The sequence below is a fragment of the Microvirga sp. BF8 genome, from assembly GCF_059888585.1.
In genome coordinates this window covers 1,592,766-1,608,126 of sequence record NZ_CM187619.1, presented here as the reverse complement: position 1 = coordinate 1,608,126, position 15,361 = coordinate 1,592,766, and the positions used below count along the sequence as shown (strand labels likewise).

Annotated in this window: 13 protein-coding genes; 2 read left to right on the top strand and 11 right to left on the bottom strand. The window is 65.3% G+C overall.

Annotation, left to right across the window (positions count from 1 at the left end; translation table 11 throughout):
• The 11 genes from AC522E_RS07715 to AC522E_RS07665 all read right to left on the bottom strand — a co-directional run bounded on the left by AC522E_RS07715 (nt 1) and on the right by AC522E_RS07665 (nt 12,618).
• Nucleotides 1-648 (bottom strand): CoA transferase subunit A, encoded by a 648-nt coding sequence (locus tag AC522E_RS07715; RefSeq protein ID WP_500749821.1) that lies wholly within the window; start codon nt 646-648, stop codon nt 1-3.
• A 373-nt stretch (nt 649-1,021) separates the two neighbouring features.
• Nucleotides 1,022-2,113, bottom strand: coding sequence for an AI-2E family transporter (locus tag AC522E_RS07710; RefSeq protein ID WP_500749820.1), 1,092 nt, complete (start codon nt 2,111-2,113; stop codon nt 1,022-1,024).
• A gap of 61 nt (nt 2,114-2,174) precedes the next feature.
• Nucleotides 2,175-2,981: an enoyl-ACP reductase FabI gene (gene fabI / locus AC522E_RS07705; protein ID WP_500749819.1), complete on the bottom strand. Its 807-nt coding sequence runs from the start codon at nt 2,979-2,981 to the stop codon at nt 2,175-2,177.
• Nucleotides 2,978-5,404 (bottom strand): DUF3141 domain-containing protein, encoded by a 2,427-nt coding sequence (locus AC522E_RS07700; protein ID WP_500749818.1) that lies wholly within the window; start codon nt 5,402-5,404, stop codon nt 2,978-2,980. The genes fabI and AC522E_RS07700 overlap by 4 nt, the downstream gene beginning before the upstream one ends.
• Nucleotides 5,405-5,441: 37 nt before the next feature.
• Entirely contained in the window at nt 5,442-5,948 is a 507-nt protein-coding gene (locus tag AC522E_RS07695; protein WP_500749817.1) for a hypothetical protein, read from the bottom strand.
• A 17-nt stretch (nt 5,949-5,965) separates the two neighbouring features.
• Nucleotides 5,966-7,174: an acetate/propionate family kinase gene (locus tag AC522E_RS07690; RefSeq protein ID WP_500749816.1), complete on the bottom strand. Its 1,209-nt coding sequence runs from the start codon at nt 7,172-7,174 to the stop codon at nt 5,966-5,968.
• Nucleotides 7,175-7,177: 3 nt separating this feature from the next.
• Nucleotides 7,178-8,158 (bottom strand): phosphate acetyltransferase, encoded by a 981-nt coding sequence (locus AC522E_RS07685; RefSeq protein ID WP_500749815.1) that lies wholly within the window; start codon nt 8,156-8,158, stop codon nt 7,178-7,180.
• Between the two features lie 302 nt (nt 8,159-8,460).
• Complete coding sequence (locus AC522E_RS07680; protein ID WP_500749814.1) at nt 8,461-8,886, bottom strand: helix-turn-helix transcriptional regulator; 426 nt, start codon at nt 8,884-8,886, stop codon at nt 8,461-8,463.
• Nucleotides 8,887-9,010: 124 nt separating this feature from the next.
• Complete coding sequence (locus AC522E_RS07675) at nt 9,011-11,161, bottom strand: mechanosensitive ion channel family protein (protein ID WP_500749813.1); 2,151 nt, start codon at nt 11,159-11,161, stop codon at nt 9,011-9,013.
• 20 nt (nt 11,162-11,181) lie between these two features.
• A complete protein-coding gene (locus AC522E_RS07670) occupies nt 11,182-11,502 on the bottom strand; it encodes a hypothetical protein (RefSeq protein WP_500749812.1) in 321 nt (106 codons plus the stop codon).
• Between the two features lie 156 nt (nt 11,503-11,658).
• Nucleotides 11,659-12,618, bottom strand: a complete 960-nt coding sequence (locus AC522E_RS07665) for an AraC family transcriptional regulator (protein ID WP_500749811.1) — start codon at nt 12,616-12,618, stop codon at nt 11,659-11,661.
• 626 nt (nt 12,619-13,244) lie between these two features.
• On the opposite strand from AC522E_RS07665, the gene ppk2 reads away from it, so the two are divergent.
• Nucleotides 13,245-14,084 carry a polyphosphate kinase 2 gene (gene ppk2, locus AC522E_RS07660; protein ID WP_500749810.1) on the top strand — a complete coding sequence of 280 codons (840 nt, stop codon included), beginning with the start codon at nt 13,245-13,247 and terminating at the stop codon, nt 14,082-14,084.
• Nucleotides 14,085-14,135: 51 nt separating this feature from the next.
• Nucleotides 14,136-15,350: a cation:proton antiporter gene (locus AC522E_RS07655; protein ID WP_500749809.1), complete on the top strand. Its 1,215-nt coding sequence runs from the start codon at nt 14,136-14,138 to the stop codon at nt 15,348-15,350.
• Nucleotides 15,351-15,361: the final 11 nt, after the last annotated feature.

The following is a 15,361-nucleotide window of genomic DNA, read 5'->3' as shown; positions in this document are numbered from 1 at the left end:
TCAGCCTTTCGCGATGAGATAGTCGACGACCGGAGCCGGCGTCATGACATGGTCCGGAGAGACCACGCCAACGGGCACGATGTTCTCCGCCTGCACGACAACCGTATCCGCTGCCATGGCCATCAGCGGGTTGAAGTTGCGGGCCGTTAGGACATACCCGAGATTGCCGAGGTAATCGGCAATGAAGGCATGCACGAGCGCGAAGTCGGCCCGCAGGGCAGGCTCCAGCAGGTAGTCGCGGCCATCAACCGCAATCCTCTGCTTGCCCTCCTCGGCGATTGTGCCGATGCCGGTCGCCGTCAGGATGCCGCCGAGCCCGAAGCCGCCGGCGCGGATGCGCTCGGCGAGCGTGCCCTGCGGGACGAGGTCCACCTGCAGTTCTCCAGCCAGCATCTGCTGCTGCGTCTCGGGATTGAGGCCGATGTGGCTCACGATCACCCGCCGCAGGAGTTTGGCCGTGATCAGCTTGCCGATGCCGATGCCCGGCGCGGCCGTATCATTGGCGATGACCGTCAAGTCACCTTTCCGCTGGCGCACGAGCTCGTCGACCAGCGGCTCCGGCGTCCCGACGCCCATGAAGCCGCCGACCATCAGGGTGGCTCCGCCCGGGATCATCGCAACGGCGTCCTGGAGGGTCGTCGTCTTCATTGCAGTGTCCTCGTTGCGCGGCCCAGTCCCTGTCGGCCGGAAGGACGCCGCCGGTTTGCACCGCCGCATCGAGGCGGCGGAAGGCAGAGAGCCCTCCGATCGGCTCCGGGTCGGCGAGAACGAGGGAGGATCGCGTCTTGCCGAACCGCTTTGCCCGTGTGTCGAACATCCGCCCCCATGGCCGCATGGGCACTTTTCATTCCGAATCCTGCGCCACGGGTCGATCCGGTTACCGGGGCCGCTTTGCCCTCAGGAACCTGGGCCTGAAGTGCAGCGGCTCTGGATTGCTCACCACGGGAACGCAGCTTCCTCATCTCCTTCCGGAGGGCGGAAGGCATCCACCGCCTTGCCTCGGATCGCCGACGCTCGCCCCTCATGATCGCCCCCCATCCGCGCGGTCCCAGTCCTGAAACAGCGTGTGGGCGACCGCGAGAAGCACCGGCCCGAGAAAGACGCCGATGATCCCGAAGGTCAGAAGACCGCCGAGTACGCCGAGAAAGATCAGCACCATCGGCATCCGGACGCCGCGACTGATCAGGTAAGGACGCAGGACGTTGTCGAGGCTGCCGACGACAAGCCCGTTCCATGCCATCACGAACACGGCCCAGCCGGTATGGCCGTCGGACATCAGCCACAGAGCGGCCGGCAGCCACAGGAGCACGAGGCCCATGGGCACAAGGGTCAGGACGACGCCTACCGCGCCGAGCACGATGGCGCCGGGGACACCCGCGAGCCAGAAGCTGAAGCCGAGCAGGATGCTCTGGATCAGCGCGGTGCCGAGAACGCCGTTGACGACGCTCTTGATGGTGGCGCCCGCGGCCTTGAGCACGTGCCGGGCCCGCCAGCCGCCCAGGCGGGACATCGCCCATTCGAGCCGGCGCTCCACATAGGCACCGTCACGGTAGAGGAAAAAGGCCAGCACAACGGCGAAGACGACCTGGAGCGTGCCGGAGAGGAGCATGCCTCCTTGGCGCAGCGCCCATTCCCGCAGAGGCACCGCATAGGGCGCGATGACCGGCCCGATCCCTTGGCCCTGCTGGAAGGCCTGAAGCCAAGCCCGCTCCGCCTCAGGGCCGACAAGAGGCAAGCGCCCGAGCCAGCCCGGCGGCGGCAGCCCCTGATCGATGGCGGATCGAACGGCACCGGTGAGCCGGGTCACGTCGTCCGCCAGGTTGGCGCCCAACGCCAGAAGCGGGAGCACGAGCAGGGCAGCGGTCAGCAGGGTCATGAGCAGGGCAGCGGCGGTCGGACGCCGGCCCAACCATTTCTCGACCTTCCGGAACAGGGACCAGGTGGATACGCAAAGGGTGACCGCGAGGAAGAGGGCGTTGAGGAAGGGCGTCAGGATGTAGATGCAGCCGACGGCCAGCAGCAGGAGCAGCCCGAGCCCGAGCGCCTTCTCCACGTAAGAGGCGTCGGAAGCGGCAGCCCGTTCCCGGCCGTTCATCGCATCGCGCGGATCCATGGAACCCACGGCCTCCTCCCGGCTCCGCATTCTCACATCCCGCAACGTCCCCTCCGCCTCGTCAGGCCATGATGCTGAGCCCACCGTCGACATAAGTGGTGGTCCCCGTCAGCCGTCTGGCGAATGGTGTCGTCAGATAGGCCGCGGTGAGGCCGACATCTTCGATGTCGACCAGTTCGCCGATAGGCGCCCGCTCGATCGCCTCGGACAGCAGGATATCGAAGTCCTTGAGGCCGGAGGCCGCCCGGGTCTTCAGGGGACCGGGCGAGACGGCATGCACGCGGATATGCTTGTCACCCAGCTCGTAGGCGAGATACCGGACGGCGCTCTCCAGTGCCGCCTTCACGGGCCCCATGAGGTTGTAGTTCGGCACTACCTTGTTGGCGCCATGATAGCTCATCGCCAGGAGCGTTCCACCTTCCGGCATCAACGGTTCGGCGAGCCGCGCCATGCGGACGAAGGAGTGGCACGAGATGTCCATCGCCACCTTGAAGCCCTCATCGGAGCTATCGACAAGCCGCCCCTGCAGGTCCTGCTTCGGCGCAAACGCAACGGAATGGAGCGCAATGTCGAGATTGCCCCACGTCTCGCGGATCTGCTGGAAGACTGCTTCGAGCTGCCCGGCCTGGGCCACGTCGCAGGGCGCAAAGATCGAGGCCCCGAGGTCCTTGGCGAGCGGCTCCACATAGGGCCGAGCCTTCTCGTTGAGGTAGGTCACTGCAAGGTCGGCCCCGAGCTCGCGGAATACGCGGGCGCAACCGTAGGCAATCGAGTGCTCGTTGGCGATGCCGACGATAAGGGCCCGTTTCCCGTGCAGGATCTTCGACTGAATGGCGACCTTGGCCAGTTCCGTGGGTTGATCGTTCATGAACTTGCCCTCGTGCGTCGGGTGTCACGTGCTTTCCCAGTGGTCTCGTGCTTGGCAGCGGTGGGACGGTCCTCCGCCTGCTGCTCCACCAGTGTCAGGGTGATCGGCTCGGCTTTCGCCCTTCCGCGCGTCTTGTTCCCCGTCTCCTTTTCGGACAGGAGGCGCCGGATCTCGTTTATCAGTGTGACCTGCTTGGGATTGGCCTCGATCCGGCCCTCCAGGTGATCGAGCATGTCGAGCAGCCTGCTCCGGTCATCGGATGTCCGCAGAAGCTTCGGGAGCGCTGTGAGCGCCTGCACCGGCTCGAAGTCGACGATGTATGACTGCTCGCGGATGATCCCGCGGGCGGTTTCCGTCGGCATGTCGAGCAGGCCAAGGTCCGAGCTGACGAGTTCGCGAGCCCGTTTCATGGTCGAGAGCCGGCGCCGACCTGTTCCGGCCTTCATCAGCAGCAGCGCCGTACGGACCAGCGCCTCCGTCGCGTTGCCCTTCTCGATGTGTGAAAGCGCCTCCTTTACCAGAGGGGCGTTGCGCACGTCGATGGGCTCGTCTCCCACGGTCTCCGTTTCTGCCGACGTCAGGCCAATGCCTGCCGGGCCGTATGCGCGGAAGAAAGTGTTCTCCACAGCCGCGTCGCGCAGATCCCGATACAAGTCCCAAGAGGCCGCAGTGATGGCGGCGGCATAGTGTTCCATCGCGGCTGTCGGGCCGTCATCGTCCCGCGGGGCCCGGTTCGCCTTGGCTAAGTCGGCAGCGCCCTTGAGGGACCAGAGGAAGGGATTGAGGTCGGACACTGCCCAGCGTTGCGCCCGCTGGGGATTGAAGGCGCGGATGAGCCCCGCCGCGGCCGGGGTCACCAGGGGTGCCACAAACGGGTGCACGAAGGTCTCGTAGGCTGAGGCGAGCGCCTCCGAGGTCTTCTCGACCGCCTCGAACGGCATCTCGTCCTTGCGGCTATATTTCTGCAGGACCTGCAGGTCCTCGACCCGCATCTCCGTCAGCGCCACATCGTAGCGCATATGACCGTCCGCCTGATGTTCCTCCACCTGCATTCTGTAGAGACCCGGCGGCTGATGTTCGATGTAATCGATCAGATCGACAATGTGAGTGTACTCGCGCTTGGCCACGGCGCCTGAGACGAAGATGCCTAGATGGCCGACGCTCTTGTGCATCAGGCCAACGATGACCTGGCCGTTCGCCTTGAGGGATTCTGTGGTCGGATAGAGATCAGCCACCCAGTTGAAGGCCTGCTGCGGCGGCGTGATGTTGTCGCCGAGCGACGCGAACAGGATGATCGGCGATTTGATCGCCCGCAGGTCGAAGGCCCTGCCCTCGGACCACTCCGCATCGCCGGCAGCAAGATTGTTGCCGACGAACAGGTTCTCGACGATCCACTTGATCTCCTGCCGGTTCATCAGGAAGAAGCCGCCCCACCAGCGCTCGAATTCCAGGAAGCGCTCGGGCTCGGTGTCGATTTTCGAGAAGAGGGCGTAGTATTTGTTGAAATAGGTATTGGCCGGATTGAGGTACTCGAAGTTCTCCACGAGATAGGCGCCGTCGAACTTGCCGGCGCCGAGATCGCTGGCCAGGAGCGCGGGCCAAAGGCCGCCGAGGATTCCGCCGGCGTAGCGCATCGGGTTCTCGCCATCATTGCCGGCCCAATAGGACATCGGCGCTCCGTTGATGACGATAGGCCCCACCAGGTCCGGTTCGACGGCGCCAACCAGCATGGAAGCCCAGCCGCCCTGGCAGTTGCCGAACAGGACAGGCTTGCGGGTCCTGGGGTGGCGTTCGCCGACGATGCGCAGGAATTCGGCCTCGGCGCGGGAGACGTCGGCGAGGGTCTGTCCGGGCACAGGGTCGGGGAAGAAGATCACGAAGTACACCGGATGCCCGGCCTTCAGCGCCACACCCACCTGCGAGTCCTGCTTGAACCCGCCGATGCCGGGCCCATGGCCGGCGCGCGGGTCGATGATGACGAAAGGCCGGCGCTCGGGATCGGTCTGGATGCCGTCCGGCGGAATGATGCGGATGAGGGCGTAGTTCGCAGGCCGCTCAAACGTCCGGGCGTCCGCGACCATCTCCCAATCAAAGGCCAGCAGCGGCGGCTTGCCCGCCTTCTCGTGCTCGACCCAGTTGTTGCCGCGCTGGCGCAGCGTGTCCCAGAAAAGGACGGAACGCTGCGTGAAGTCGAGCCAGTAGGCGCTGGCGTCGCGCCATAAGTCGAGAGGCGATACCGGACGGGTCGACCGATCCCGCAATGGCTCGCCCGCTGCCTTCACAGCGTCAAGGTAACGCTGAACGGCCTTAGTGCATCGCTCGTGGTAGACCTCGATGACCTTCGCTTGCGAACGGGCGAGCTCCGTCAGTGGAGCCTGCCCGCCCTCGTGTCGTTCTTCGGTCCTGAATTCGACGTCTGGCATCGTTCATGTCCCATGAAAAGCCAGCTCCCGAAGAAGCTCACTGCCTAGTTTCGCCCCACTTGAGAAAGAAGCCGACATCGCCCGGCAGCCCGCCCGGCCACTCGATGATCATCGCGCTCAGCCTGAACCCGGCGGCCCTGAGCTGATCCCGCCAGAGCTCGTAGGCCTGGCGCGGCCGTCCGGTGAGAGTGTCGGGCCATGCCGGATCCGCGTTGTTGATCGCGCGGCCATTGTCTGTGCAAAGAGCGTTGGGGAACCGCATGACCAACAGCTCGGTCTGGCCGCGCTCCGCTGCCGCCCGCAGTTTCGATTTCAGCGGCTGGAGAATTTCCTTCAAGCGCTCGGGCGAAAGATCGATCGGACTGGCCATTCGCTTGATCAGTTCCTCACGCGCCTTGCCGGCCCGATCCATCCCGTCGACCGACTTCATGGCTTTCGCCATCTGCATCTCGGTCATGTAGTTCCGCAGGTCATCGGCCGACATGAATGTCTCGTCCGCAAGCTCCTGTTGAACCTTGTCCGGCTTGGTTTTCAGGGTTTCCATGGCATCAATCTCCTTGTTCAGGATGCGAGTTTGGATTGCGTTGCACCGAGCACATTGCGCGTCTGCCGGGCGATCACGAGTTCTTCGTTGGTGGGAATTGCCCATGCGGTGGGCCCGGATTCGGTGGAGATCCGCGGTCCGCCGGCACGATTGGCCGCCTCGTCGAGTGTGAGTCCTGTCCATGCGAGCCCGGCGATCACCTCGGCGCGGGTTGCCACGTCGTTTTCACCGATGCCAGCTGTGAAGACCAGACCGTCGAGCCCGCCGAGCGCCGCGACCAGCGAACCGATTTCACGCCTTATGCGGTAGACGAACAGGTCGATGGCGCGTCTGGCGTTCTCGTCCGTCGCGGCCTTTGCCCGCAGCACGCGCATATCGTTGGAAATGCCGGAAACTCCAAGAAGGCCGGACTTGGTGTAGAGCACGCGCTCGGCCTCCTCCGGGCTGAGCTTCATCTCCCGGAGCATGAAGAAGACGACGCCTGCATCGACGGCGCCGCATCGCGTTCCCATCGGGAGGCCATCGAGGGCGGAAAAGCCCATCGTCGTGGCGATGCTCGTTCCTTTGTCGAGGGCACAGAGGCTCGCGCCGTTTCCGAGATGGGCAACGATGACCCTCCCCTCGGCGAGACGTGGGTCGTAGTCGCTCAGCACGGATGAAATGTAGTCGTAGGACAGTCCGTGGAAACCGTAACGCCGCACGCCGCGCTCGCGCATCTCGCGGGGCAAGGCGAACAAGCTCGCGATGTCCGACTGCGTCTGGTGGAACGCGGTGTCGAAACAGGCGACCTGGGGCATCCCCGGCAGACGCCTGCGAACAACCCGGATCGGCTCCAGGTTATGGGGCTGGTGCAACGGTGCGAGCGGAACCAGAGTTTCAAGCTTCTGGATGACGGTTTCGTCGATCAAAACCGGATCGGAAAACGCTTCGCCGCCATGGACGACCCGGTGACCGATGGCCGCGAGCTTGCGTCCCTCCTGATGCTGGCGAAGCCACGCCACGAGGTGCATCAACGCCTCCTCGTGCCGGAACTCTTCCCCGGATGCCCACGACATCTCGTCGAGATTTGCCCCGTCCGCATGCCTGACCACGAAGTGCGCGGCGGTGCCTAGACCTTCGTAGAGGCCCTTCCAGACGAGCCGCGGCTCCGCGCCGTCAACCATGTCGTAGACCTGGAACTTGAGGCTCGACGAGCCGGCGTTGAGGACGATGAGGACCGGCGTCATGGCTCAGACCTCCGGGACGGCGAGCTGCTTGCGCTGCGCATCGGCCACGAGGGATGCAACGGCGCAGGAGGCCAGCCGCGTAATCGTCGAATCCGCTCGGCTGGTGAGGATGATCGGCACCCGCGCCCCGAGCACGATGCCGGCGGCATCCGCATCGGCCAGGAAGGTCAGGCTCTTGGCGAGCATGTTGCCGGCCTCCAGATCCGGCACCACGAGCACGTTCGCCTGCCCGGCAACTGGCGACTGGATCTTCTTGATCTTTGCCGCACCGAGGTCGATGGCGTTATCCAGAGCCAGGGGTCCATCCACGATCCCGCCCGTGATCTGCCCCCGGTCGGCCATCTTGCACAAAGCCGCAGCCTCGATGGTCGAGGGCACCTTGGCGTTCACCGTCTCCATCGCCGACAGGATCGCGACCCGAACTGGATCGACCCGCATAGCCCGCGCCAGGTCAATGGCGTTCTGGACGATGTGGACCTTGTCCTCCAGCGTGGGAGCGATGTTGACGGCGGCATCCGTGATGATGAGCGGCGTGTCGTGACCGGGAACATCCATGACGAAGCAGTGGCTGATCCGGCGTGCGGTGCGCAGCCCGCCTTCGCGGCGGACAACCGCCCCCATGAGCTCGTCCGTATGCAGGCTGCCCTTCATCAGGGCTTCCACCTCGCCAGACCGCACGAGATCGACAGCTGCTTCAGCCGCAGCATGGCTGTGGGAAGCGTCGACGATGCGCATCCCGGCAACATCTTTGCCGAGGGCGTCTGCTGCGGCCCTGATCCTGGTCTGCGGCCCGACGAGAATCGGCTCGATCAGGCCGAGCTCGACCGCCTCGAACACCGCGCCCAGGGAGGCCGCGTCGCACGGGTGCGCCACGGCGACCCTCAGCTTCGGGAGAGACTGGGCCGTCGCCACGAGCCGGTCGTACTTGTCGTGCCGCCGTTCGCCGTGTTGTGATGCGTCTTGCACCGAAACCGCAGCCGTCATGATCCCCTCCCACTGTGCTGCCGATGGGCTGTCACGATGGATCGCCGGGTGCGTCGAACGGTTTGCGGAACCGGTCCTGGATCCCCGTCCGCAATTGCCCGGCCCGTTTGTAAGGGCAAGTATGTCCCTTTCGGCGCCTGCTGCTTGATCCGTTGGGCCATTGCTTTAACAGTTTGGGACTGCCGTGCGGGATCGGCCTGTTCTGTCCCGGGAGCGAGACGTTCGGCCATCGTTTTTCGAGCGACGCACGACGGCTTTGCATCGCGTGTTTCATGTGATCTCCGGTGGGAAGGCTTGCCGCCTCAGGCCGGCTTGACGGAACGGTGTGACTTGCGGGGCAACCGTGATGTCCGGACCTGGGGGTGGCTGGCGCGCCAGGCCGACGGGGTCTGCCCGGACCAGCGCCGGAAGGCGCGGGTGAAAGCGCTGAGCTCAGAGTACCGTAGAACCGCCGCGATCTGGCTGAGCGCCATGTCGGTATGGTCCAGCAGCTCGCACGCGATCTCGAAGCGGACCTCGTTGGCGACCTGCCGGAACGCAAGGCCTTCCGTGTGCAGGTGCCGGTGCAACGTGCGGCGGTGCATCGAGAACAGACGTGCGACCGTAGCGGCGGAACAGGTGTCTCTGAGCAGTTCGGTCCGAAGCACGCGGCGCAGATCCTCGGTGAGGGGCCCGCAGCCACGACCTGACGGCCGCTCATGGGCGCTGCGGGTGAATGGCATCTCCATGGCTTCTCCCCCTTTCTGGCAGCGTTGCCGCCACCGAAGGGCCGTATCGTAGCGCCTTCAGATCCCCCTGCTTGACCCCTTGGGACTTTCCCTTGACAGTTGGGAACACACGCTGTGCGCGGGCCTACTGGCCCTCCTCGGGCGGCTTGCCTTTGACCAGAGTGAGAACCTGCCGGGCGGCCGCCGGCTCGGTGTCCTCGCGGCCGGCCACCTGCACCGTCGGAAAGGCGAACTTCAGGCCGTTCTCATCGAAGGCCTTCTTGAGCATCGCGTAGGCCTTGCGCCGGATCACGAACTGCTCGCCCGGCCGCGTCATCATCTTCATGCGCAGCTCGATGGCGAAGTCGCCGAACTGCTCGACCCCCTGCATCTTGAGCGGCTCGATGATGTTGGGCGCGACTTCCGGATCAGCGCTCAGCTCCTTGCCGACCTGCTTGATGATTTTTTTCGCCTTGTCGAGGTCGGTATCATAGGTGACGTTGATGGTCATTTTGTCGATCACCCAGTCGCGGCTCATGTTCTCCACGGCCCCAAGCTGCCCGTACGGCACAGTGAAGATCGGGCCGCGATGGTGCCGCAGCTTCACGGAGCGAAAGCCGAGCTTTTCTACCGTGCCCTTGTAGCTGCCGCTCTGGATGTACTCACCGACCCGGAAGGCGTCGTCGAGCAGGTAGAAGACGCCGCTGATGACGTCCTTCACCAGCGTCTGCGACCCGAAGCCGATGGCAACGCCGAAGATTCCCGCGCCTGCAATGAGCGGGCCGATCTCCACTCCGAGGGACGAGAGCGCCATGAGGACTGTTACCGACGCGAGGACGATGAACGCGGCCATTCGGAACATCGGCAGCAGCGTTCGGACCCGCGCCTGGCGGAGGGCCTCCTCACTCCCTGGAGGCGCCACAGCCTGCAGGGCCGACAGCCGCCGGTCGATCTGGGTCTTGACCACCTGCCAGAGGAGGTCGGCCACCAACAGGATCACGACACTGCTGAGAAGGCCCCGGACGAGCCGGGTCGCAACAGTGTCCCTGCTGGTCATCTCGCCCAGATCGATCCCCCAAATCCAGGCGAGGAAAAGGGCGGCTCCGACGACCAGAGCGGCCCGTATGCCCCGATCCAGGTAGACGGCAGCAAGATGGCGGCTCGTCGATGCCTGGGCCTCGCTCCCAGGCCGCAGCAGGTGATGGACAGATTGTTCGGTGATCACCACCGCGCGCGGCAGGAGGATGGCGATGACCAGGAACCAGAACAGGCCCAACAGGCCCGCGACCCACAGCCCCCACAGCACGACGAGGTAAAACGACAGCAGCCAAGCCCCCAGATGATGATGGCGGGCGGCAGCGCCTGACAGTTCTGCCGGACGGGCAGGCCATCGCCAGATGGCTTCGATCGAGAGGGCAAGCAGGCCGATCCCCAGCACGTATGCGACCAGCTTGCGACCGTCAGGCGAAAACCCGAGGGTGCGCACAAGCTCGACCGTGGCCCACCCGAACGCGAACCACCCGACGAACAGAGCCAAGCGCCGATACCAGAATCTGGCCGTTTCATCAGGCACGGGAATGACACGGAAGGCTGCGGCCTGGGGTGCGAGCAGGATCCGGCCACACAGGAGGGCGAGCCGCAGCAGGACCGCAGCCATCAGGTAGGCGAGCACGATCCGCCGCAGCAAGGGCGGCCAGTCGAAGACAAGGAACGCGCCGATGCTCCCAACGCCGAAGATCGCGACATCGGCGAGCCCGAACGCGAAGCGCCGACCGGTCACACTCAGGCGCTCGCCCACCGTCCCCGCTGGGCGCGAAGCAATGCGGTCATGCGCTGCCGTGGTGGCTCTCCTGAAGATCCACTCGACTCCCGCGCCAAGGGCAAGGAAGCCGATCACGAGGAGGACGACGCCCAGGGCGGATCGCGTGCGGAGTTCCTGCGACAGCAGATTGGCGGCTTGCCGGACCTCCTGCGGCAGACGGGGCACTGCCGCTGCCAGGGCCGCGAGGTGCGCCCGCATCGCCTCGACCCGCGTTGCCATCATCTCGGAGTTCATGGCCGGCGGCGCCTGTGGCGTCGCCTCCGCCGGGGATGCCGCGGACCGCCGCTGCTGATCGATCCATGTCCTGGTGGCAGGATCGTCCAGGAGCTTCAGGAGTTCCTGGACCTGGGGCGGCGGGGTGGCCGGAGCCGAAGCGGCCTGAGCGGAGGCTGGACCAGGGCCGACCTGGACGAGGATCAGAAACGCCAGTCCCCACAGGGTGCGGGCCAAGGCCTGGAGGCACCTCACGCTCATGCTCCACTCCATTCAGTCACCTACGGACACTGATAGACGATCTGGCCGTAGGAGTTCACGACCTGCTGGCAGCCGGGAGCTGCATAGTAGTAGGTGCCTGCTGCCGCGGCCCCCGCGGCCGCTCCATAGGCGACACTTCTGCGGGTGGTCCGGCGCGCCACGCCGGCATAACTCATCGGCGTCGCCGGCCGTCCGACCCGCGCCTCCGCCTGGCTGATGAACGAAAGGGACGGAACGGGACCGCCGCCGCTCCAGAGCAGAGCCACGCCGCCGGCCGCCGCTGCAAGTGCAGCGAGGCGCATTTGCTTCGCATCCGGACGCCAGCGGATCCTTTGGTTCATGGTGCGATCCTCCCTGAGCCTTCCCGGACGGCAGCGGCCGGGAAAACCCGTACCGGACCTTTCGGGATAGACGGCCGGTCGGATCACTGTAGGTTTCCCGGAGACCTGTGCTTGACCGTCGGGGCCAATCGCTTGACAGTTTTGGCCGCTCCCGCGTCAGCTCGTGTGGCCTTCGTCGCGCCAGGCCGTGGGCGTCTGGCCGGACCAGCGCCGGAAAGCACGGGTGAACGCACTGGCCTCGGAATAGCCGAGCGCGGCCGCAATCTGGCACAGCGGCACCTCGGTGTCCTGCAGCAACTGCCGGGCAATCTCGAACCGGATCTCGTTGGCGATCGCCCGGTAGCCCAAGCCGCTGCCCTTCAGACGGCGGCTCAGGGTGCGGCGGTGCATCGCCAGCAGCCCAGCGATGTCCTCGGCCGAGCAGCGGTTGCTCGTCAGGCGCGTACGCAGCAGCCGCCGGATGTCGTCCGAGAACTCGAAGCGCTGGCTGCTCTTCACCTGCTGGATCTCCTTTTCCAGCAGGGCCCGCATCAGCGGATCCGCCCCGGCGATCCGAATATCCAGATCGCGGGCCGGGAGGACAATGGTGGCGCTCTCCTGATTGAACCGGACGGGCGCCCGAAAGTGGCGCCGATACGGCTCCTGATCCGCAGGCACGGCACGGGGCAACAGCACCTCGGTCGGGTTCCAGTCGGCCCCGCACAAGGCGCGCAGGGCATTGACCGCCACTGCCAGGGAACCGTCCGAGATCTGATCCGCGCTCTCCGCCTGGGGCTGATAGACCGAAAAGGTAAACAGGGTCGTGTCGCCGCAGGTCGTCAGGGACGGTACAGCCCCTCGGTTCTGAATGCTCAGGTTGGAGACAAGCGCCCGCATGGCGTCGCCCACCGTCTCGGACTGCAGCATCAGGCGCCCGACCAGCCCGAGCGACAGGATGGTGGCGCGCCGGCCCACCATCAACCCGAAGTGCGGACAGTTGGTGCGGGCCACGCACAGGGTGAGAAGGCGGCCAAGAGCCGCATGGGGAATGACGTTAGTGCCGTCATCGAAGAGGCGCGGGTCGAGCCCCGCCGCGCGAATGACCGGGTCGGGATCGATTCCGAAATCACGCAGCATCGGCGCAATTTCCTTGGCGACCCCCAAGTGGATGTAGCCGGATGGAAGCGTGCGCCCAGACCCTGTCAGAAGAATCGACGAGATCGATATCGGTTGTCCCGGATTGTTGCTCTTACTCCTGAACGTAGGCCCGATGTCTTCGGTCATCGCCATAGCTCTTTCGAAGGGGTCTGAAATCTGTCGTGGGAGCAGAATTCGCCCACGTGAACGCCAACGCCACAACCAGGACCATTCTAGCAGAGGTTAGCCCCCGATTGAGGCTCAATCGGGGCCATGGACCGCCCTTTTCCCCCGCGCCTGTCCCATCTGGTCAAGTGCCTGTCCTGAAGCGTCAAGCCGGCTGGTCCGATCAGCGCAATGATGGCGTCGCTGCGGAGAACGGAGCGAGCCCGGACTGCAGCGGATCACGGAGGGGCCACGGATGGGCCTGAACCAGCTTTGCCGCCACGCCGCACATCACGACAGTCCTTATCCATCGGCATCTGCAACCGCTGACGTCGGTCCTGCCGGCGCTCCGGAAGCATCGCGGCGCATCTCTTATGTCCATGCAGCGAAGCGGCCGGGCGAGACCTCGGTGATGCGTCCCTGAAGGGGCAAAGAAGAGCAAAAGTCGAGAGGAGCCTGCAATGAGCCGGCAAGACGCGTTGAAGAAGAAGCGGATCGAGAATGAAGAGGCGAACGCCGCAGCTCCGCCCATGAAACGGAAGGAATTCGAGGGTGAACTGCGAAAGCTGCAAGTCGAACTCGTGCGCTTGCAGACCTGGGTCAAGAGAACCGGAGCCAGGGTCGTCGTGGTCTTCGAAGGCCGCGACACGGCGGGCAAAGGAGGGGTCATCAGCCGGATCACACAGCGGGTGAGCCCCCGGGTGTTCCGACATGTCGCCTTGCCGGCGCCGACCGAGCGCGAGAAGAGCCAGCTCTACATCCAGCGGTACATCGCCCATTTCCCGGCCGCCGGCGAGATCATTCTGTTCGACCGCTCCTGGTACAACCGGGCGGGCGTCGAGCGCGTCATGGGGTTCTGCACGGATGAGGAATACGAGCGCTTCATGCGCCTCGTGCCGCCGTTCGAACAGGAGATCGTCGACAACGGCATTATCCTGCTCAAGTACTTTCTCGACGTCAGCCAGGACGAGCAGCGCCGGCGCTTCGCCGATCGGATCGACGACCCCGTCAAGCATTGGAAACTCAGCCCCATGGACACCGAGTCAGTGCGCCGCTGGTGGGACTACACCCTCGCCTACCAGGAGATGCTGCGTGGCACCGACATGCCGCAGGCCCCCTGGTACATCGTTCCTTCCGACGACAAGCGCCGGGCGCGCCTCAACCTGATCGCGCATATGCTCGATCATATCCCCTACGAAAAGGTCAAGGTCGACCTGCCGAAGGTGCCGAAGGCAGAACCGCGGCCCAAGGGAGCCGTGGACGGGCTCCTTGCGGAGCACATCGTGCCGGCACGTTATTGACGTCCCCCTCCGGGAGAGCGGCGGCACGATTGCGGATCGGATCCGTGGGTCATGTACCAGAACATAGCCATCCTGTTTGCCTTCGCTTTCGTATACAGCCTGGCGGCAGGTCGGCTGGAGCGCACCCCGGTAGCGGGTGCCCTGGTATTCACGGCATTCGGCCTGGCGGTCGGCCCAGCCGGTCTGAACTGGCTCACGTTGGATGGACACGCCCAAGCGCTGAGGACCCTCGCAGAGCTGACCCTGGCGCTGGTCCTGTTCACCGACGCCGCCAGTGCAGATCTCAGGGTTCTGAAGGCGAGTTACGCAATCCCGGAGCGCCTGCTGCTGATCGGCCTGCCGTTGACGATCCTGCTCGGTATCGGCGCTGCCGCCCTGCTCTTCCCCGAGCTCGGCGTGATCGGGTGGGCGCTGCTCGCGACCATGCTGGCGCCAACCGACGCCGCCCTTGGAAAGGCAGTGGTATCAAACCCCGCCGTTCCGCCGCCGATCCGCGAGGGCCTGAACGTGGAGAGCGGACTCAACGACGGCATCTGCGTCCCTGTCCTCCTGATCCTGTTGGAAATGGCCGCGGAACCGGCCGGCGGATCATGGCAACTGGTGCTGCGCCGCTTTGTCGAGGAGATCGGCATCGGGCTTGCCGTGGGCGCGGGATGCGCCGCACTGGGTATCTGGGCACTGCGCCGCGCCGTGCAATGGGGCTGGACGACCACGGTCTGGCGGCAACTGCCCGTTGCGGCCCTGGCGTTCGTCATGTTCGCGACGGCACAAGCGTTGGGTGGGAGTGGCTTCATCGCCTGTTTCGTCGGCGGACTGGTGGCCGGCGGGATGGCGCGGCAGCAGGAGCAGAAGCATGAGTTCCTCCTCGCTGCCGAAGGAGCCGGCGACATCTTCGCCCTTCTGACCTGGGTCCTGTTCGGCTCGGCCGTGATTGGCCAGGCGCTGGATCGACTGAGTTGGGAAATCGTCGTTTACATGGTCCTGAGCCTCACGGCGGTCCGCATGGTTCCCGTCTGGGTGGCTCTGGCCGGAACTGGCCTCGCGGCCGACAGCAAACTCTTCCTGGGGTGGTTCGGACCTCGAGGCCTCGCCAGTATCGTCTTCGCCGTCATCGTGCTCGACGCCAACCTCCCGGGGGGCGAGACCCTCACCGCGACGGTGGCCTGGACCGTGATCCTCAGCATCGCGGCACATGGCCTGACCGCGAGTCCACTGGCCGACGCCTTGGCCCGTCGGATGGGCACCCTGGACACTCCCATCCCTTAGCCATGGCGCAT

Excerpts from the sequence above, each read along its gene's own strand:
- AC522E_RS07715 (WP_500749821.1), bottom strand. The coding sequence starts at position 648 with ATGAAGACGACGACCCTCCAGGACGCCGTTGCGATGATCCCGGGCGGA.
- AC522E_RS07710 (WP_500749820.1), bottom strand. The coding sequence starts at position 2,113 with ATGGATCCGCGCGATGCGATGAACGGCCGGGAACGGGCTGCCGCTTCC.
- fabI (WP_500749819.1), bottom strand. The coding sequence starts at position 2,981 with ATGAACGATCAACCCACGGAACTGGCCAAGGTCGCCATTCAGTCGAAG.
- AC522E_RS07700 (WP_500749818.1), bottom strand. The coding sequence starts at position 5,404 with ATGCCAGACGTCGAATTCAGGACCGAAGAACGACACGAGGGCGGGCAG.
- AC522E_RS07695 (WP_500749817.1), bottom strand. The coding sequence starts at position 5,948 with ATGGAAACCCTGAAAACCAAGCCGGACAAGGTTCAACAGGAGCTTGCG.
- AC522E_RS07690 (WP_500749816.1), bottom strand. The coding sequence starts at position 7,174 with ATGACGCCGGTCCTCATCGTCCTCAACGCCGGCTCGTCGAGCCTCAAG.
- AC522E_RS07685 (WP_500749815.1), bottom strand. The coding sequence starts at position 8,158 with ATGACGGCTGCGGTTTCGGTGCAAGACGCATCACAACACGGCGAACGG.
- AC522E_RS07680 (WP_500749814.1), bottom strand. The coding sequence starts at position 8,886 with ATGGAGATGCCATTCACCCGCAGCGCCCATGAGCGGCCGTCAGGTCGT.
- AC522E_RS07675 (WP_500749813.1), bottom strand. The coding sequence starts at position 11,161 with ATGAGCGTGAGGTGCCTCCAGGCCTTGGCCCGCACCCTGTGGGGACTG.
- AC522E_RS07670 (WP_500749812.1), bottom strand. The coding sequence starts at position 11,502 with ATGAACCAAAGGATCCGCTGGCGTCCGGATGCGAAGCAAATGCGCCTC.
- AC522E_RS07665 (WP_500749811.1), bottom strand. The coding sequence starts at position 12,618 with ATGCTGCGTGATTTCGGAATCGATCCCGACCCGGTCATTCGCGCGGCG.
- ppk2 (WP_500749810.1), top strand. The coding sequence starts at position 13,245 with ATGAGCCGGCAAGACGCGTTGAAGAAGAAGCGGATCGAGAATGAAGAG.
- AC522E_RS07655 (WP_500749809.1), top strand. The coding sequence starts at position 14,136 with ATGTACCAGAACATAGCCATCCTGTTTGCCTTCGCTTTCGTATACAGC.